The sequence below is a fragment of the Pseudomonas gozinkensis genome (genome assembly GCF_014863585.1).
Taxonomy (GTDB): Bacteria; Pseudomonadota; Gammaproteobacteria; order Pseudomonadales; family Pseudomonadaceae; genus Aquipseudomonas; species Aquipseudomonas gozinkensis.
Window position 1 is genome coordinate 1704865 of record NZ_CP062253.1, and the last position, 20688, is coordinate 1725552.

General features: G+C 60.6%; 10 protein-coding genes and 1 pseudogene. 4 read left to right on the forward strand and 7 right to left on the reverse strand.

What is annotated here, in order from left to right; translation table 11 throughout:
- Nucleotides 1–33 precede the first annotated feature (33 nt).
- Entirely contained in the window at nucleotides 34–8691 is an 8658-nt protein-coding gene (locus IHQ43_RS07695; protein WP_192563942.1) for a retention module-containing protein, read from the forward strand.
- 237 nt (nucleotides 8692–8928) lie between these two features.
- On the opposite strand, the gene IHQ43_RS07700 is transcribed toward IHQ43_RS07695, so the two are convergent.
- The 7 genes and pseudogenes from IHQ43_RS07700 to IHQ43_RS07730 form a co-directional block, all read right to left on the reverse strand.
- Nucleotides 8929–9306 (reverse strand): DUF6124 family protein, encoded by a 378-nt coding sequence (locus IHQ43_RS07700; RefSeq protein WP_192563943.1) that lies wholly within the window; start codon nucleotides 9304–9306, stop codon nucleotides 8929–8931.
- 445 nt (nucleotides 9307–9751) lie between these two features.
- On the reverse strand, nucleotides 9752–11227 hold the full coding sequence (locus IHQ43_RS07705) for a beta-propeller fold lactonase family protein (protein WP_192563944.1): 1476 nt from the start codon (nucleotides 11225–11227) through the stop codon (nucleotides 9752–9754).
- Nucleotides 11228–11343: 116 nt separating this feature from the next.
- A pseudogene (locus IHQ43_RS07710) lies at nucleotides 11344–11622 on the reverse strand (YbaN family protein); the annotation flags it as partial.
- A 297-nt stretch (nucleotides 11623–11919) separates the two neighbouring features.
- On the reverse strand, nucleotides 11920–12297 hold the full coding sequence (locus IHQ43_RS07715) for a DUF6124 family protein (RefSeq protein ID WP_192563945.1): 378 nt from the start codon (nucleotides 12295–12297) through the stop codon (nucleotides 11920–11922).
- Between the two features lie 472 nt (nucleotides 12298–12769).
- Nucleotides 12770–14614, reverse strand: a complete 1845-nt coding sequence (locus IHQ43_RS07720; protein ID WP_192563946.1) for a beta-propeller fold lactonase family protein — start codon at nucleotides 14612–14614, stop codon at nucleotides 12770–12772.
- Nucleotides 14615–14799: 185 nt separating this feature from the next.
- Nucleotides 14800–15195, reverse strand: coding sequence for a YbaN family protein (locus tag IHQ43_RS07725; RefSeq protein WP_065260960.1), 396 nt, complete (start codon nucleotides 15193–15195; stop codon nucleotides 14800–14802).
- 10 nt (nucleotides 15196–15205) lie between these two features.
- Nucleotides 15206–15793, reverse strand: coding sequence for a UPF0149 family protein (locus tag IHQ43_RS07730; protein ID WP_085605689.1), 588 nt, complete (start codon nucleotides 15791–15793; stop codon nucleotides 15206–15208).
- 277 nt (nucleotides 15794–16070) lie between these two features.
- Here IHQ43_RS07730 and recQ point away from each other — a divergent pair, with 277 nt between their 5' ends.
- The 3 genes from recQ to IHQ43_RS07745 all read left to right on the forward strand — a co-directional run bounded on the left by recQ (nucleotide 16071) and on the right by IHQ43_RS07745 (nucleotide 20684).
- Nucleotides 16071–18200 carry a DNA helicase RecQ gene (gene recQ, locus IHQ43_RS07735; protein ID WP_192563947.1) on the forward strand — a complete coding sequence of 710 codons (2130 nt, stop codon included), beginning with the start codon at nucleotides 16071–16073 and terminating at the stop codon, nucleotides 18198–18200.
- Nucleotides 18201–18334: 134 nt separating this feature from the next.
- Nucleotides 18335–18769 (forward strand): MarR family transcriptional regulator, encoded by a 435-nt coding sequence (locus tag IHQ43_RS07740; protein WP_115076960.1) that lies wholly within the window; start codon nucleotides 18335–18337, stop codon nucleotides 18767–18769.
- A gap of 127 nt (nucleotides 18770–18896) precedes the next feature.
- The gene (locus IHQ43_RS07745; protein WP_192563948.1) at nucleotides 18897–20684 is read left to right on the forward strand and encodes a motility hub landmark protein FimV; all 1788 of its coding nucleotides are present in this window, start codon (nucleotides 18897–18899) and stop codon (nucleotides 20682–20684) included.
- The last annotated feature ends 4 nt before the right edge of the window (nucleotides 20685–20688 follow it).

Consider the following 20688-nt stretch of genomic DNA (forward strand, 5'->3'; position numbering starts at 1 on the left):
GCGCCGACGGTGGTCGGCAGCGGAGGAATGCACATGGCAACGCTCATCGGGATCGTCACTAAAGTCATTGGTCAGGTTTTCGCTCAGTCAGCAGACGGAAGTCGGCGTGCGCTGGTGGAAGGTGATCGTCTGTTTGCAGGGGATCAACTGATCACCGGGGCGGAGGGGGCGGTTGCCGTCCATCTGCAAAATGGCCAGGAACTGACCCTCGGTCGGGACAGCAGCCTGACCATGACCGGCCAGTTGCTCGCCGATCAGGCCGCCCACGTCAATGCCCCGGAAGCAGTGACCCCGAGCGAATCGCAACTGACCGACGTCGAGCAGATCCAGAAAGCCATTGCCGCCGGCGATGACCCGACCCAATCCGCCGAAGCAACGGCAGCCGGCCCCGGAGCCACCGGTGGTGCGCCGGGCGCACTGGGTGGTGGCCACAGTTTTGTGTTGCTGACCGAAGTGGCGGGCCGGGTCGATCCGGTCATCGGTTTTCCGACGGCCGGGTTCAACGGCATTCCAGAGTTTCCCGAAGAGCGGCATAACGCCGTGATCGACAACGGTGACGGCCAGGCCGCGCCGATTGTTCCGCCACCGCCACCGGTCAATAATCCGGTGACTCTCGGCGGCCTGTCCGTCGCTGGCGGCGAACTGACCCTCAACGAAGCCAATCTGCCCGACGGTTCCGCCGCCAACCCTGGCGCGCTGACCCAGACCGGCAGCTTCACGGTGTCGGCGCCGGATGGTCTGAGCAGCTTGAGCATTGGCGGCATCAACGTGATTGTCGGCGGTGTGCCGATCGGTTTCCCGCAATCGATCACCACGCAATTGGGCAACACCCTGACCATCACCGGTTACAACCCGGCCACCGGCACGGTCAGCTACAGCTACACCCTCAACGGCAATGAAACCCACGCGGCGGGCGACGGCGCCAATAACCTCAGCGAACAATTCACCGTGATCGCCGGTGACAGCAATGGCGACACGGCGACTGGCACGCTCGACGTCAACATTACCGACGACGTCCCGAAAGCGTTCGATGACAACAATGGCACGGCGTCAGAGACCCAACTGACGTTGACTGGCAACGTCCTGACCAATGACGTGCAGGGCGCCGACCGCGTGCCTGTCGGCGAAAACGCCGGCCCGATCACCCCCGGTACATTCATCGGGACTTACGGCACGTTGGTGCTCAACGCCAACGGCACCTACACCTACACGCTCAACACCAGTGATGCGGACTTCAAGAGTCTGCATGGCGGTGGCAACGGCACCGAGACCTTCACCTACACCATCACCGATGCCGACGGCGACACCAGCACCGCCAACCTCGTGTTGCAGATCCACAACAATGACGACCCGGTGATCATCAACGGGTTGAATGTCGAGGGTGGTGAGCTGACCGTCTACGAGAAAAACCTCGGCGACGGCAGCGCCCCTGATTCATCTGCGCTGACCCAAAGCGGCACGTTCACCATCACTGCTCTCGATGGCGTCACCACGCTGACCATCGGCGGCATCGCCGTGGTCACCAACGGTGTGGCCGCAGGCTTCCCGCAATCGGTAACCACACCACTGGGCAGCACGCTGACCATCACTGGCTTCAACGCGGCAACCGGTGTCGTCAGCTACAGCTACACCCTGGTGGATAACGAAGCGCATCCGACTGCCAACGGCGCCAACGTTCTGAACGAGCAATTCGCCGTGACCGTGGTCGATGACAATGGCACCACCGCCAATGCCACGCTGGACGTGAACATCGTCGACGACCTGCCAAAAGGCGTGGACGACAGCAACGCCGGCACCGCTTCGGAAACCAATCTCACACTGACTGGCAACGTCCTGACCAATGACGTGCAGGGCGCCGACCGCGTGCCTGTCGGCGAAAACGCTGGCCCGATCACCGCCGGCACGTTCACCGGGACTTACGGGACATTGGTGCTGAATGCCAACGGCACTTACACCTACACGCTCAACACCAGCGACGCCGATTTCAAAGCACTGCACGGCGGCGGCAACGGCACCGAGACCTTCACCTACACCATCACCGATGCCGACGGCGACACCAGTACCGCGAATCTCGTGCTGCAGATCCACAACAACGACGACCCGGTGATCATCAACGGGTTGAATGTCGAGGGTGGTGAGCTGACCGTCTACGAGAAAAACCTCGGCGACGGCAGCGCCCCTGATTCATCTGCGCTGACCCAAAGCGGCACGTTCACCATCACTGCTCTCGATGGCGTCACCACGCTGACCATCGGCGGCATCGCCGTGGTCACCAACGGTGTGGCGGCAGGCTTCCCGCAATCCATCGTCACCCCATTGGGCAGCACGCTGACCATCACTGGCTTCAACGCGGCAACCGGCGTCGTCAGCTACAGCTACACCTTGGTCGACAACGAAACGCACCCAACCGCCAACGGCGCCAACGTGCTCAACGAGCAGTTCGCCGTGACCGTGGTCGATGACAACGGCACCACCGCCAACGGCACGCTGGACGTGAACATCGTCGACGACCTGCCAAAAGGCGTGGACGACAGCAACGCCGGCACCGCTTCGGAAACCAATCTCACACTGACTGGCAACGTCCTGACCAATGACGTGCAGGGCGCCGACCGCGTGCCTGTCGGCGAAAACGCTGGCCCGATCACCGCCGGCACGTTCACCGGGACTTACGGGACATTGGTGCTGAATGCCAACGGCACTTACACCTACACGCTCAACACCAGCGACGCCGATTTCAAAGCACTGCACGGCGGCGGCAACGGCACCGAGACCTTCACCTACACCATCACCGATGCCGACGGCGACACCAGTACCGCGAATCTCGTGCTGCAGATCCACAACAACGACGACCCGGTGATCATCAACGGCCTCGACGTGAATGGCGGTGAGCTCACTGTCTACGAAAAAAACCTCGGTGACGGCAGCAGCCCCGATGCTCCAGCGTTGACCCAAAGCGGCACCTTCACCATCACCGCGCTGGACGGTGTCACCACGCTGACCATCGGTGGCATCGCCGTGGTCACCAACGGTGTGGCCGCAGGCTTCCCGCAATCGGTGACCACTCCATTGGGCAGCACGCTGACCATCACCGGGTTCAACGCGGCAACCGGCGTCGTCAGCTACAGCTACACCCTGGTGGATAACGAAGCGCACCCGACTGCCAACGGCGCCAACGTTCTGAACGAGCAATTCGCCGTCACCGTGGTCGATGACAACGGCACCACCGCCAACGCGACGCTGGACGTGAACATCGTCGACGACCTGCCAAAAGGCGTGGACGACAGCAATGCCGGCACCGCTTCGGAAACCAATCTCACACTGACTGGCAACATCCTGACCAACGACGTGCAAGGCGCTGACCGCGTGCCGACCGGCCCCAACGCCGGTCCGATCACCGCCGGCACCTTCACCGGGACTTACGGCACCCTGGTGCTGAACGCCAACGGCACATACACCTACACGTTGAACACCAACGATGCGGACTTCAAGAACCTGCACGGCGGTGGCAACGGCACGGAGACCTTCACCTACACCATCACCGATGCCGACGGCGACACCAGCACCGCTAACCTGGTGCTGAACATCCACAACAACGACGATCAGGTGTACCTCAACGGTCTCGACGTCAACGGCGGCGAACTCACCGTCTACGAGAAAAACCTCAGCGACGGCACCAGCCCCAACACTCCGGCACTCACCCAGAGCGGCACCTTCACCGTCACCGCGCTCGACGGTCTGCAAACCCTCACCGTGGGCGGCATCGCCGTAATCACCAATGGTGTTGCGGCAGGGTTCCCGCAATCGGCGGTCACGCCGCTGGGCAGCACGCTGACCATCACCGGATACGACCCGGCCACGGGCGTGGTCAGCTACAGCTACACCCTGGTGGATAACGAAACCCACCCGAATGCCAACGGCGCCAACAGCATCACCGAGAACTTCAACGTGGTGGCGACGGACACCGATGGCAGCACCGCCACCGGGCAGATCAACGTCAACATCATCGACGACCTGCCGACCGCCAAACCCGACGCGACGTCGGTGCAGGAGGGCGGCACCGTCAGCGGCAACGTGCTGGACAACGACATCGGCGGCGCCGACGGCCCGGCAGCCAGTGGCGCGGTAGTGGGCGTGCGCGCCGGCTCCGACACCTCGACTTCGGCCATCGGCGGGCTCAACAGCAACATCAACGGCACCTACGGCTACCTGACCCTCGACGCCAACGGCAACGCGGTCTATCACAGCAACCCGAATGCCGTGAGCGGCCCCGGCGCGGTGGACGTGTTCGTGTACACCGTGCGCGATTCCGACGGCGATGAAAGCACCACCACCATCACCATTGACGTCTACAACAGCAAGCTGTGCGCGGTCAGTGACACCGACGTCACCGTGTACGAAAAAGCTCTCGACCTGACCAAGGACGGGCAAGACCTGGCCGCTGGCACGGTCACCGGCAGCGATCCGGCCAGCACCGGCGAAACCGCGTCGGGCACCCTGGTCGGCTCGGTCACCGGCGCGGTCGGTGCGATCAGCTATGCGCTGGTCGGCAGCGCCACCGGCAACTACGGGCAGATCGTGCTCAACCCCAACGGCACGTACACCTACACCCTGACCTCACCGGCCAGCACCACCCCGCACGCCGATGACGGCGCCAACACCCTGACCGAAACCTTCACCTACCAGGCCACCGATTCGCTGGGCAACGTCGTCACCAGCACCATCGTGGTCAACATCGTCGATGACGTGCCGAAGGCGATCAACGACAGCAACGCCAGCACCGCGTCGGAAACCCAGTTGACCCTCAACGGCAACGTGCTGACCAACGACGTGCAAGGCGCCGACGTAGTGGCGACCGGCCCGAATGCCGGCCCGATCACCCCCGGCACCTTCACCGGTACTTACGGCACCTTGGTGCTGAACGCTAACGGTACGTACACCTACACGCTGAACACCAACGATGCGGACTTCAAGAATCTGCACGGCGGCGGCAACGGCACCGAGACTTTCACCTACACCCTGACCGATGCCGACGGCGACACCAGCACCGCCAACCTGGTGCTGAACATCCACAACAACGATGATCCGGTGATCCTCAACGGCCTCGACGTGAATGGCGGCGAACTCACCGTCTACGAGAAAAACCTCAGCGACGGCACCAGCCCCAATATCCCGGCGCTGACCCAGAGCGGCACCTTCACCGTCACGGCCCTCGACGGTCTGCAAACCCTGACCGTGGGCGGCATCGCCGTGATGACCAACGGCGTGGCCGCCGGCTTCCCGCAATCGACCGTCACCCCGCTGGGCAGCACGCTGACCATCACCGGTTACAACCCGACTACCGGCGTGGTCAGTTACAGCTACACCCTGGTGGATAACGAAACCCACCCGAACGCCAACGGCGCCAACAGCATCACCGAGAACTTCAACGTGGTGGCGACGGACACCGACGGCAGCACTGCGACCGGGCAGATCAACGTCAACATCATCGACGACCTGCCAACCGCCAAACCCGACACCGGTTCGGTGGCGGAGGGCGGCACGGTCAACATCAGCGTGCTGGGCAATGACGTCAGCGGCGCGGATGGCGCAGCGATCGTGGTCGGCGTGCGCGCCGGCGGCAATACCGCGACCTCGGCCATCGGCGGCCTCAACAGCAACATCAACGGCAACTACGGTTACCTGACCCTCGATGCGGCGGGTAACGCGGTCTATCACAGCAACCCGAACTCGGTGAGCCCGCCGGGCGCTACCGATACCTTCACCTACACCATCCGCGACAGTGACGGCGACGAAAGCACCACCACCATCACCGTCAACGTCGCCGACAGCAAACTCGTGGCCTCGGTGGATCAGGACGTGACCGTCTACGAGAAAGCCCTCGACCTGACCAAGGACGGCCAAGACCTGGCCCCCGGCACGGTCACCGGCAGCGACCCGAGCAACACCGGCGAAACCGCGACCGGCACGCTGGTCGGTTCGGTCAGCGGCGGCAGCGGGGCGATCACCTACACCCTGGTCGGCAGCGCCACCGGCACCTACGGGCAGATTCTGCTCAACCCCGACGGCACGTACACCTACACCCTGACCTCGGCACCGAAAACCACGCCGAACGCCAACGACGGGCCGAACACCCTGAGCGAAAGCTTCACCTACAAAGCCACCGATGCACTGGGCAACAGCACCACCAGCACCATCGTGGTCAACATCGTCGACGACGTTCCCAAAGCGGTGGCCTCGGACCGTTCGGTGACGGCGGTGGAGATCGACTCCAACATCCTCATCGTCCTCGACATCTCCGGCAGCATGGCCGATGCCTCCGGCGTGCCGGGCCTGTCGCGGCTGGAACTGGCCAAGCAGGCGATCAGCGCCTTGCTCGACAAGTACGACGATCTGGGCGACGTGAAAGTGCAGCTCGTCACTTTCAGCAGCAACGCCACCGATCGCACCGCGGTGTGGGTCGATATCGCCACGGCCAAGACCATTCTGGCCGGCCTCAGTGCCGGCGGCGGCACCAACTACGACGCCGCCGTGGCAACCATGTACAACGCGTTCAACACCTCGGGCAAACTCACCGGGGCGCAGAACGTCGGCTACTTCTTCTCCGACGGCAAACCCAACGAGGGTGACATCGGCACCGCCGACGAAGCGACGCTCAAGGCGTTCCTCGATGCCAACAACATCAAGAACTACGCGATCGGTCTGGGCAGTGGCGTGAGCAACGCCAACCTCGATCCGCTGGCGTACGACGGCATCACGCACACCAACACCAACGCGGTGGTGGTCACCGACCTCAACCAGCTCAACTCGGTGCTGTCCGGCACCGTCGAAGGGGCGCCGGTTACCGGTTCGTTGATTGGCGAGGGTGGCACGTTCGGCGCCGATGGCGGGTTCATCAAATCCATCGTGGTCGACGGCACCACCTACACCTATGACCCGAAAGCCAACGGCGGCCAGGGTTCGCTGGTCGCCAGCGGCGGCGCCAACCACGGCACGTTCAACACGGTGAACAACACCCTGAGCATCGCCACCAACAACAGCGGCACCCTGGTGGTCAATCTCGACACCGGCGATTACAGCTACACCTCGCAAAAAACCACCACCGTGGTGATCACCGAGAACATCGGCTTCACTCTTAGCGACAACGATGGTGACCTCGCCAGCTCGACCCTGACGGTGAAAGTGATCCCCAACGCGCCTCCGGTGGCGGTGGACGACCACATCATCACCAACGTGCTGTCGGGCAACATCGTGGTGCCGGGCGAGTTGTTGCTGGCCAACGACACCGACCCCAATGGCGACACCCTCAACGCCACGCCAACCTCGTTCAACACCGGCTGGGTCTCCAAATCGGCAGACTTTACGGGCAGCGGGGCGATCAGCTTCACCGGCACCAACGCCAACACCGCCGCCAACCAGAACCTGGCCAACGTGCGTAATTCGTTCAGTGCCAACGCCGCGACCATGACCGCCGTGCTGGTGGTCAGCGGCTACCTCGGCGCGGTGACCAACACCAACGCCAACGATGAAGACCGCATCACCGTCAACCTGCGCCAGGGCGAAACCCTCAATCTGGACCACAACCTGGCGGCCGGTCACATCACCATGGAGTACTCGATCAATGGCGGCGCCTACATCGCCCTCGCGGACGGCCAGACCCTGACCGCGACGTCCGATGGTGTCTATCAGATTCACATCACCAACATCACCAACACCACGGGCAGCAACGCCAACGCGGCGGAGAACTACCAGCTGACCATGACCCTCAACTACGCCGGGGCCCACGACATCACCCCGGACTACCACGGCACCTACACCGCCAACGACAACCACGGCGGCAGCGACACGGCGAACGTGACCATCAGCTATCAGGACGGCCACATCCTCACCGGCACCTCGGGCGATGACGTCCTGGTGGCCGGCACCGGCGACAACATCATCAACGCGGGCGACGGCAACGATGTACTCACCGCAGGCTCTGGCAACAACGAACTGCACGGCGGCGCCGGCAACGACTTGCTCTACAGCGGCCCGGGCAATGACCTGCTCGACGGCGGCACCGGCATCGACACCGCCAGCTACGCCCATGCCACCGCCGGGGTGACGGTCAACCTCGGCCTGCTCGGTGCGCAAAACACCATTGGCGCGGGCACCGATACCCTGACCGGTATCGAAAACCTTGTCGGCTCGAACTTCAACGACACCCTCACCGGCGACAACAATAACAACGTGATCAACGGCGGCCTGGGCAACGACATCCTCAACGGTGGCGGCGGTGACGACCTGCTGATTGGCGGCATGGGCAACAACACCCTGACCGGCGGGCCGGGAGCGGATACCTTCCAGTGGCTCAAGGGCAACAGCGGTCACGACCTCGTCACCGACTTCACCCCTGGCACCGACAAGCTCGACCTGTCGCAACTGCTGCAAGGTGAAAACGGCACGTCGGCGTCACTGGATGACTACCTGCACTTCACCGTCACCGGCAGCGGCGCCTCGGTCATGACCAGCATCGACGTCAGCGCCATGGCCGGCGCCACGCCGAACCAGACCATCGACCTGGCCGGCGTCAACCTCGCCAGCCACTACGGCGTGACACCGGGGGCGGGCGGGTTGATCGCCAGCGGGCACGACACGGCGACGATCATCAACGGCATGTTGAATGATCATTCGTTGAAGGTGGATACGGTTTGATCTGAACGCTGAAACGACAAAACCCGCCGTCCCGATCAAACGGGACGGCGGGTTGTGTTTTTGCGCGTCGATCGCCCCCACCTCGAAACACTTGATCGTTCCCACGTCGAGGCGTCGAACCGTCCGCGTGGGAATGCCTCAATGGACGCTCTGCGTCCGCTCTTTGGGACGCGGAGCGTCCCGGGCTGCATTCCCACGCAGAGCGTGGGAACGATCAGACGGCGGGTTTTTCTTTGCTCAGGTTACAGCGGGCGCCTCAGCCTTCACTTCCAGATTATCCAGCACCCGATTCACCGCCAGCTCCCCCAGCATGATCAGCTGCGCAATCCCCAACAGCACATGCCGCTGCGAGCCATCCACCAACCCGGCGAAGTCATTGGCCATGGTCTTGGCCGAAGTCAGGGTTTCGCAGGCGTCGGCCAGCAGTTCTTCGCTGTCGATACCGGGGGCGATGAGGTAGCGGGCGTTGGGTTTGAGTAGCGGTTTTCTGGGGAGTAGCGGATTGAGGTAATGGTCGAGGGCGCGCTCGGCGGCTTCGTGGAATTTCTTGGAATCGAGGGTTTCGTAGGGCGAGGTGGGGTCGGTTTCGGGCGGGTTTGGCGTGGGTTTGATCATGGTGAAGCTCCTTGAGAAATGGGGCCGTCATCCATCGCTGCTAAACGAATTAGGTGGCGGCTGAACGCGGGTTAGCAGACCAGGCTCAAGGATCCCGGCGCACCGAAGTGCCCCACGTCACAGCCGCCATAACAAAACTTTGGCGACACCAACGTGCCTTGAGGTTAACCGGGCTGCTAAACCCGATCGCTGTTATTCAGCGACCGCCAAACAATAGAACCCGCCCCCAAGGCGCACAAGCCGGCGGATTCTGGCGGATGCGTAGGCAAAGGCGCAAGGTTGCGTGGCTTTGCGGACATATCCTTCAACACACTTCAACATGGATTTTGAAACAACAAAACCCGCCATCCCCGTTGAACGGGAGGGCGGGTTTTCAGGACGGAGACTGGAGAATAAATACGTCCCCATTTCCTCCATTTCCTATTTCCTACGTCTCTGTTTTCAATTATTTCGCAGGAATAACCGAGACCGTACTACTGGCTGCATTACTGACATAGAGGAGGGTGCCATCCGGAAGGACGGTGATTGCACCTGGACCTTGCCCGACGCTGTCGGTCTTGATAACCGCCTGACTCTGCGTATCAATCACCGCGACTAAATTGTCAAGATAAAGGCATACGTAGGCACGGGAGCCGTCCGGGTGAAAGGCAAGTTTTGAAGGATGTTGCCCGACGCTGATAGCTTTGATAACAGTATGACTCTGGGTCTCAATCACCGAGACTGTACCGCTTTCTTTATCAGTCACGAAGACATGAGAGCCGCTTGGATTGGCGGCGATTTCGAAAGGCCATTGTCCAGCGTTGACAGTCTTGATAACCGTTTGACTTCGGGTATCGATCACCGAGACTGTACGGAATCCTGCTTGAGTCACGTAGAGGTATGAGCCGTTCGGATTGATGGCGATCCTGAGTGAGCCTGGCAGGTTGTCGATAGTCTTGATAACCGTCAGGTTCTGGGTATCAATCACTGTGACTGAGCGGTAAGTGGCACTACACACGTAGACACGAGTGCCGTTCGGATGGATAGCGATCCCATTTGGCGTGACTCCGACTTTGATGGTTGCGGTAACCGTTTGACTTTGAGTATTGATCACCCAGACTGTACTGGCTAAGGCGCCGTACACATAGAGAAAGAGGCCGTTCGGGTGGATGGTGATGCCTGATGGGTCTTGCGCCAAGCGGATGGTATTGATAACCGTCTGATTACCGGCATCAATCACCGAAACTGAACTGCCTTTGGTATTACACACGTAGACATGGGAGCCGTTCGGGTGGGCTACGCTACCTACTGGCTCTTTCCCGACTGGAATGGTCGCTGACAGGCCGATGCGTAGCGTTCTTGGCGGAGCCGATACCGGCCCCGAATCATAGTTGCCTTCAACCGCATAACTATGAAGCCCTGGTGTTTGAGTGCCCGTGTTATAGGTCCAGTTTCGACTTCCATCCACGGCGATCAGTCCCTGCTGTCGGACTCCGTCGATACGTAGATAACAGGTCGCATTCGCCCTGGCTTTGCCGCTCATCGCAAACAACGTTTCGGAAGTGCTGGAGCCCTCAGGAATCTCCTTCCCGCTGATCAAGCCTTTGATCATCTCAATCGTCAGCGTCTCGGCTGCGCCCACTGTCAGTACCCATTGGTGAAAGGGCGTCGAACTGGAGTTTGCACGCAAGCCAAAGGTGTGCGCCCCGTCCAGCATATTCTGCACTCGATGAAGGTATCGACCGCTTGTGTTGAACACGCTACCAGGCGGCGTCAAAACCTTGATGACGCCGTTATGGGTGTCGGTAATTTCCAACGGATCTCCGGGTGGACCGTCAGCCCCCATCTCGATGTCTTTGGATTGCGTAATGTCAGGGTTCTTTAGTGGGGTCCCGCCGGGAAACGTGCTGAAAAAAGAAAAAAACGGATTCTGGGTGCTCATGGCAAAGGTTCCTTTGTGGGCCCAGCCGGTTCCGTCGGAAGGCTGCAGGCATGCACCATGGAACGCCATCAAAAGAATGCTGCGCACCTGTCAACTCTGACAGTCACGACAAGCGGTCAAGACTTGCGCAAAGTCTTCTGCCGCAGGATATAAACCGTCACCAACACCGCACTGGTCAACATGAACCCTCGCGCCCAAGGCAGCGGCACCAGGTAGCACGAGAACAGAATGCTCGCCCACATCAGCCCGATCGCGTAGACCTTGCCTTTAAGCGGTATGCCGTTGCCATCGAGGTAGTCGCGAATCCATGGCCCGAGTCGGGGATGCTCGACCAGCCATTGGTAGAAACGCGGAGAGCTGCGGGCGAAGCAGGCGGCTGCCAGCAGAATGCGGGGAAAATAAATATGTTTCCATTTCCCTGCATTTGCGGACACAACCTTCAACACACTTCTACAGGGGGGTTCGATGGCGCTGAAACGACAAAACCCGCCGTCCCGATCAAACGGGACGGCGGGTTGTGTTTTTGCGCGTCGATCGCCCCCACCTCGAAACACTTGATCGTTCCCACGTCGAACCGTCCGCGTGGGAATGCCTCAATGGACGCTCTGCGTCCGCTCTTTGGGACGCGGAGCGTCCCGGGCTGCATTCCCACGCAGAGCGTGGGAACGATCAGACGGCGGGTTTTTCTTTGCTCAGGCTACAGCGGGCGCCTCAGCCTTCACTTCCAGATTATCCAGCACTCGATTCACCGCCAGCTCACCCAGCATGATCAGTTGCGCAATCCCCAACAGCACATGCCGATGCGAGCCATCCACCAGCCCGGCGAAGTCATTGGCCATGGTCTTGGCCGAAGTCAGGGTTTCGCAGGCGTCGGCCAGCAGTTCTTCGCTGTCGATGCCGGGGGCGATGAGGTATCGGGTGCCGGGTTTGAGCAGTGGTTTTCGGGGAAGGAGGGGATTGAGGTAGTGATCGAGGGCGCGCTCGGCGGCTTCGTGGAATTTCTTGGAGTCGAGGGTTTCGTAGGGCGAGGTGGGGTCGGTTTCGGGCGGGTTTGGCGTGGGTTTGATCATGACGAATCTCCGTGATGGGATTTGGCCGCCACGACTCATCGCTAAACAAGTAAAGGTGGCGGCTGTACGCAGGTTAGCGATCCGGGTCACAGAAACCCCGGGTAGACCCGAAGGTCTCCCACGCACAGCCACCATTACGCCAAGTGCAGAGAAGAGACTGCAATCGGGATTGGGTGTTGTTGCGTCTGTAGTGGGCCGGATCGCTAAACCCGATCGCTGCTTTTCAGCGACCGCCAAACAATAGAACCCGCCCCCAAGGCGCACAAGCCGGCGGATTCTGGCGGATGCGTAGGCAAAGGCGCAAGGTTGCGTGGCTTTGCGGACATATCCTTCAACACACTTCAACATGGATTTTGAAACAACAAAACCCGCCATCCCCGTTGAACGGGAGGGCGGGTTTTCAGGACGGAGACTGGAGAATAAATACGTCCCCATTTCCTCCATTTCCTATTTCCTACGTCTCCGTTTTCAATTATTTCGCAGCAATAACCGAGACTGTACTACTGGGTGCATTAGTGACATAGAGGAGGGTGCCATCCGGAAGGACGGTAATTCCGCCTGGAGATTGCCCGGCGCTGACAGTATTGATGACCGCGTGACTCTGCGTATCAATCACCGCAACTAGATTGTCAGTGTGAAGGCTTACGTAGGCACGGGAGCCGTCCGGGTGAAAGGCGACCGACTCAGGATTTCGCCCGACGCCGAAAACCGTGATAACCGTCAAGCTTCGGGTATCAATCATCAAGACTGTACCGCCATCGTAATCAGTCACGTAGGCAACGGTGCCGCCTGGACGGACGGCGATACTCCGAGGTTTTTGCCCGGCGCTGATAGTCTTGATAACCGTTTCACTTCGGGTGTCTATCACCGAGACTGAACTGTATCCCAGCCGAGTCACGTAGACATGGGAGCCGTCCGGGTGGATGGCGACTCTGTATGAGGCTGGCAGGTTCTCGATGGTCTTGATAACCCTCATATTCTGGGTATCAATCACCGCGACTGCGCCGCTATAGTATTGACATGCGTAGATACGAGAGCCGCTCGGATGGACGACGATCCCAGTTAAATAGCCTCCGATTTTGACGGTCGTGATGACTGTCAGACTTCGGGTATCAATCACCGAGACTGCAGCTGTGGAATAACTGCATACGTAGACAACGAGGCCGTTCGGATGGACGGCGATGCCTGATGGCTCTTGCTCAACGCTGATGGTCTTGATAACCGTCTGACTTGCGGTATCAATTACCGAAACTGAACTGCCTTTGTAATTACACACATAGACACGGGAGCCGTCCGGGGTAGCTAAGACGTTTGACGGACTATCCCCGACTGGAATGGTCGCTGACAGGCCGATGCGTAGCGTTCTTGGCGGAGCCGATACCGGCCCCGAATCATAGTTGCCTTCAACTGCATAACTATGAAGCCCTGGTGTTTGAGTGCCCGTGTTATAGGTCCAGTTGCGACTTCCATCCACGGCGATCAGTCCCTGCTGTCGGACTCCGTCGATACGTAGATAACAGGTGGCATTCGCCCTGGCTTTCCCGCTCATCGCAAACAATCTTTCGGATGTGGTGCCGCCGTCAGGGATTTCCACATTGCTTGGTAAACCCACGAGCGAAGTGATGGTTGGAATATCCGGCTCTGCCTCACCGAACATTTCTCTCAGTACTTTCGAAAACATCAGCCGTTCGCCACTGCCGGATTTGTACACGCTGTAGTTGATGAGCGTCAGTACGCCCTTGTTGGCGGCAAGCCAGTCTCCCGACAGCGTAAAAGTCGGAATTGTCCCGGTCTGGACTTTGCGTTCATCGCTTTCCCACACGGTTTTACCCACGGCACGAATACGTACGGTGTAGCCAGTGATCATGCCCACGTAACTGACGCTGAGGGTTTTTTTGTCGCTCGCCAGTGTGGGGGCCCGGAGGTCGAACGGATAGGGGGCTATGTGCAATAACTGGGTGCGGGAATAAATCAGCGCTGTCCCTGGAGTCTCGCGCACGGTGTAGTAGACACTCACGGTATGGCCAATGGCATCTACGACTTCCACGCGAGGCACGGGCACATTGATCACACCGGGAGTGCCCACTGTCACGACGGCCGAATGATAGGTGTGTCGAGGGTTATCAAAAGTGATGCGAACGGTATGCCCCCTCGCCATGCCCGTGTAATGGGGAACCTGAACGATGAGTTCGTTATCACTGTACATATCATTGAAGTTGAGGTGATCGCCGGCCCCTGTGGCTTTCGGTATTTTAGGGGCAAACGGCTCCGGCAATGCATTGGGAGCATTGGTGGGTCCTGTTGATTTGACTGACATGATGCACCGCCTCTTTTTTTGAAAATGAACAAGAGGGGTGAGCTAACACCCGCATCAAAACAGGTGCTACTGTCAGAAATTACAGGTGGGCGGGGCTATCAGACCAACGGTCAGAATTGCAAACCACGACGTCGGAGATCAAAAAAATCACGTTCAGAAAGAAAGGCGGATCAGTCTACGGCTGCTCACGATTTTCGTAGTGTCTTCTGCCGCAAGATATAAACCGTCACCAGCACCGCACTCGTCAACATGAACCCTCGCGCCCAAGGCAGCGGCACCAGGTAGCACGAGAACAGAATGCTCGCCCACATCAGCCCGATCGCGTAGACCTTGCCTTTAAGCGGTATGCCGTTGCCATCGAGGTAATCGCGAATCCATGGCCCGAGCCGGGGATGCTCGACCAGCCATTGGTAGAAACGCGGAGAGCTGCGGGCGAAGCAGGCGGCTGCCAGCAGTAGGAAGGGAGTGGTGGGGAGAACAGGCAGGAATATCCCGATCACCCCCAATGCCACGCTCAGCCAGCCGATGGCCAGCAGGATGTAGCGCAGCATCAGGGGGCGGTTGCCTATGGGGTTGTCCATAGGCCGGATCTTAGTGGTGACGTGGCTTGAGGATCGCCGGCTTTTCGTCGGGTGCCTGGCACAGCAGGTACAGCGCGGTCAGGGCTTCCGGGATCTGCACGATCATGTCGTCCATCAGGTTGGCGTCCCTGGCGATGTCTTCGAACTCGGGCTGTTCGTCGAACAGGCCCGAACCGACCATGATCGGCAGGAGCATTTCGCTGACTTCTTCTTCGGCCGTTTCGAACCAGGCCGCCTCGCGCAGGAACACGCCCTCCATGAAACCGATGCACCAGCCGCGCAGTTCGGAGTCGTCCGGGTCGTCGCCCAGGTCCAGCTCGCAGGGCAGCTCGAATTCTTCATCCGACGCCAGTTGGCGAGCAATGTGGGCCTTGAGGCCGATCAGCGTGGCTTCGATCTCTTCACGTTGGGCTTCGCTGCTGTAATGCGGCTCTTCGGCGAACAGGGCGTCGATCCACTCACGATCCGGCACCACGTCGGCGCAGATCGACAGCGCAGTCAGGTAACCGTGAGCGGCCACGTAGTCCAGCGCCTCTTCATGCAGCTCGTCGGCGTCGAGGAAGACTTGCAGGCGGGTTAGTTGCTCGGCGAAGGACATTAAAGGGCTACCTTGGGGGAATAAACAATGCGGGAATTCTAGGCCTTCTTGAGCCCTCAAGCCAGCCGCACGGCAGATTTGCCCGTACAAGCTTCTTATCGGCGGTGCCCTTTGCCGGGGAGGGCTCGGGTATACTGCCGCGCTTTGCGATCCCTGCCGGTGTCGCGGCTGTTTTTGTACGGCGCGATGCAATGCGCGCTTACGTTTTGTTTAAAGCAGCTTCGGCTGTCTTGAACCAGCCTGTGCAGGGATGTTTCGGTGGATTTTTGGAGTTTTTATGCTCGAACAGGCTCAGCGCGTCCTCAAGGACATCTTCGGCTACGACAGTTTCCGTGGCCGTCAGGGTGCAATCATTGAGCGCGTGGCCAGTGGCGGTGATGCCCTTGTCCTGATGCCGACCGGCGGCGGCAAGTCGCTGTGCTTCCAGGTGCCGGCGCTGCTGCGCGACGGCCTGGCGGTGGTGGTGTCGCCGCTGATCGCGCTGATGGACGATCAGGTCGCCACCCTCGAAGAGCTGGGCGTGGCCGCTGCCGCGTTGAACTCCACCCTGAGCGCCGAGCAACAGCGCGACCTCGCCAACCGGATCAAGCGCGGCGAAGTGAAAATGCTCTATCTGGCGCCGGAGCGTCTGGTGCAGCCGCGCATGCTGTCGTTCCTGCAAGGCTTGAACATTGCGCTGTTCGCCATCGACGAAGCGCACTGCGTATCGCAGTGGGGTCACGACTTCCGCCCGGAATACCTGCAACTGGGCCAGTTGGCGGAAATGTTCCCGGACGTGCCGCGCATTGCCCTGACCGCCACCGCCGACAAGCGCACCCGCGAAGAAATCGTCACCCGCCTGCACCTGCAGAACGCCGAACGTTTCCTGTCGAGCTTCGACCGGCCGAACATCTTCTACCGCATCGTGCCCAAGGAGCAGCCGCGCAAGCAGTTGCTGGCGTTCCTCGCCGAGCGGCGCAGCGATGCCGGTATCGTCTACTGCCTGTCGCGCAAGAAAGTCGAAGAGGTTGCCGCGTTTCTTACCGAGCAGGGCTTCCCGGCGCTGCCGTATCACGCCGGTCTGCCCAATGATCTGCGCGCCTATCACCAGAAGCGCTTCCTCAATGAGGAAGGCCTGATCATGGTTGCCACCGTGGCGTTCGGCATGGGCATCGACAAACCCAACGTGCGCTTCGTCGCTCACCTCGACCTGCCGAAATCCCTTGAAGCCTATTACCAGGAAACCGGGCGTGGTGGCCGTGACGGTCTGCCGGCGGACGCGTGGATGGCCTACGGTCTGCAAGACGTGGTGATGCTCAAGCAGATGCTGCAGAACTCCGAAGGCGACGAGCGCCACAAGCGTCTGGAGCAGCACAAGCTCGACGCGATGCTTTCGCTCTGCGAAGAAACCCGCTGCCGCCGTCAGGCGCTGCTGGCGTATTTCGACGAAGACATGCCCGAGCCGTGCGGCCACTGCGACAACTGCACCGACGGCGTGCAGACCTGGGACGCCACCGAGCCTGCGCGTCAGGCGTTGTCGGCGATCTATCGCACCGGCCAGCGTTATGGCGTCGGCCATCTGGTGGACGTGCTGCTGGGCAAGGACAACGAAAAGGTCCGCAGCTTCGGCCATCAGCACCTGTCGGTGTACGGCGTCGGCAAGGCGCTGAGCGAGAGCGAGTGGCGCTCGCTGTTCCGTCAGTTGGTTGCCCGTGGTCTGGCGGATGTCGACCATGAAGGCTACGGCGGGCTGCGCCTGAGCGATACCTGCCGGCCGCTGCTCAAGGGTGAAGTGAGTCTGGAGCTGCGCCGCGACCTGAAGCCGCAAGTCACCGCCAAGAGTGGCAGCAAGAGCCCGGCCAGCCAGCTGGTGCGCGGCGAAGAACGCGAACAGTGGGAAGCGTTGCGCGCCCTGCGACGCAAACTGGCGGAAGAACACGGCGTGCCGCCGTATGTCATTTTCCCCGATTCAACCTTGCTGGAAATGCTCCGCAGCCAGCCGACCTCGCTGGCGGACATGGCCCGGGTCAGCGGCGTCGGCGCACGCAAGCTGGAGCGTTATGGCGAGGCCTTCCTCGAAGTGCTCGGCGGCGAGGCCGAAGCGCCGAAAGTGGTGGCCGATGTGCGCCACGAATTGATTACCCTGGCCCGCGCCGGCATGACGCCGTTGCAGATCTCCGGCCAGTTGCAGTGCTCGGAAAAGAACGTCTACACCATGCTCGCCGAAGCGATCGGCAAGCAGCAGCTGTCGCTGGAACAGGCGCTGGATTTGCCGGAAGACCTGATGGGCGAAGTCCAGGACGCTTTCCTCGACGGCGAAGGCGAGTTGCCGTCGGTCGCCGAAGTGGCCGAGCTGTTTGCCGGTCGTGTACCGGAAGGCGTGCTGTATTGCGTCAGGGCTGCGCTGCAATCTGAATTCGAAATGTGAGAGGGCGTTTACGCCAACCGTCATACCGATGTAACGATTCAGTACAGGGCGCCTCTTGCCTATAGGCAGATGTCATGCTTAGCTGACTAATAATTAGTTTTTCTCTATTTGTTCAGTCTAATCATGAGTGTTTTATGCCGTTAACCGATCAACACCGTTTTGGCATGCAATTGGCCCAGATGTCCCGTGGCTGGCGTGCCGAACTGGATCGCCGGCTGGCCGGCCTGGGCTTGTCCCAGGCACGCTGGCTGGTGCTGCTGCATCTGGCGCGTTTCGAAGAGGCGCCGACCCAGCGGGAGCTGGCGCAGAGCGTCGGCGTCGAAGGGCCGACTCTGGCCCGTCTGCTCGACAGCCTGGAAAGCCAGGGTCTGGTGCAACGCCAGTCCGTAATGGAAGACCGCCGGGCGAAAAAAATCGTGTTATGCGCACCGGCCCTGCCGCTGATCGAACAGATCGAAACCATCGCCACGCAACTGCGCAAGGAATTGTTCGAGGGCATCGATGAGGCCGATATGAAGGTGTGCATGCGGGTTCACGGGCACATTCTGGCCAATCTGGAAAAGTCTTGAGGCACAACCGCGTGCCGTTTTTTTGAGAGATCGCGCTGGGCAGACTATAAGAACTACTGGGCAATATCGTGTTCGTACCGGATGTGCGAACGCATAGAAGTCGGTTTTGCTTATTCAAGGGATGCTCATGCTCGGAAGTCGGCACGTGGTACTGCGTTGCGCCAATTCGCTGCTGGTGGCCGGTGTACTCACCTGGTCCACCGCGTCATTGGCGCTGGGGCTCGGTGATATCACCGTGCATTCAGCCCTCAATCAGCCGCTCAAGGCTGACATCGCCCTGGTGGATGTCGGAGGGCTCAGCGAAAGCGAACTCAAAGTCAGCCTGGCCACGGCGGACGAGTTTGGCCGCGCCGGCGTCGAGCGCGTGTTCTTTCTCAATGACCTCAAATTCACCCCGATCCTGCGCGGTAATCGCAACATGATCCGGGTGACCTCGACCAAACCGGTCAACGAACCCTTCCTGAATTTCCTGGTGCGGCTCGATCAGCCCAATGGTCACCTGCTGCGCGAATTCACCGTATTGATCGACCCGCCGGGTTCGCCGGGGATTGTCCCTGCCTCCGACGAGCCGGATGCCCGAGCGCAATCGTCGGAGTTCCCGACGCCCGAGGCCCCCTCCGCAACTACGCCGACCAAACCTGCCGCGCCTGTACAACCACCGCCCCCGGTCGCCGACGCGCAGGCCGAGCAATTGGCGGCGAGCCTTGTGCAGAACCAGCAACTGCAAAAAACCATCGATGAGTTGAACGTGAAGCTTCAGGCGCAGGAAGTGCTGATCGCTGATGGCAAGAAACAGCTCGGTGATTTACAGGCCCGTCTGATTGAAGTGCAACAGACGCCGCCGACACCTGTCGCACCCGTGGCGCCTGTGCCGGCGCCGGTCACTGCCCCGGTCGAGTCTCAGGAAGATTCACTCAATTGGCCGCTGCTCGGTGGACTGCTGCTGGTACTGGGATTACTGGTGGCAGGGTTGTACGTGCGCCGACAACGTCAGCAGGCGCCAGGGGCCGAGGCGCAGACACCGTTCCTGCCGGTACGAAACGAACCTCCGGTCGACGACGCCGAACCGATGCAGCCGAGTACCGTTCACAGTGCTGTGGAACATCGCGAAGAACACGCCAACGGCGATGTGCTGGAGGCGGTCGGTATTTATCTGGCTTACGGAAGGTTGGGCGAGGCTGCCGGTATGTTGCGCGATGCGTTGCAGCGGGAGCCGGAGCGCATCGATCTTGGCGTGCAGTTGCTTGAAGTGCTGGGTCGACAGGGCGATACGCCGGCCTATGACGAGCAGGAAAACCGCCTGCGCCAGCTCGGGGTCGAGGATCAGCGGTTGCAGGACATTCGCGCCCGCTATCCGAAACTGGTCAGTGCCGCACCTTTGGTGGCGGCGGCCCCGGTGATTGCTGCGCTGCCGATCGAACCTTCCACGCCTGTGGAGCCGGTAGCCGAAGACAATTTCGAACTGAACCTGGATCAGCTCTCAATGGCTTCCAGTTGGGATCTTGAGGAAACCCGCCCCAGCACGGCTGCGCATGAACAGGTTCCATCAACGCTCGGCTCCGATCTGCAGGTATTGCCACAGGATTTCGAATTGGCCGAAACCCTTGCCGACGATGAGGAAACCGCCGAGCTGGAATGGATCGCCGAGCCGGAAGCGCAGCCACTGGACGAGGACTTTCTCAACGAGTTTGGCGATCCCGGTCCGTCGCTGTCGCTGGAACCGCTGGAGCTACAGGCTGCGGAAGCCGAACCCGAACCCTCGGACGCCGCCAACGCCGGCAAACTCGAACAGGCCCAGACCTGCATCGACGACGGTGATATCGACAGCGCCATTGCCTTGCTCAACGAACTGCTCAAGGAGGCTGATGAACCCCTCAGGCAAACGGCGCGCACGCTGTTGGCGGGGATTCGCTGAGCGC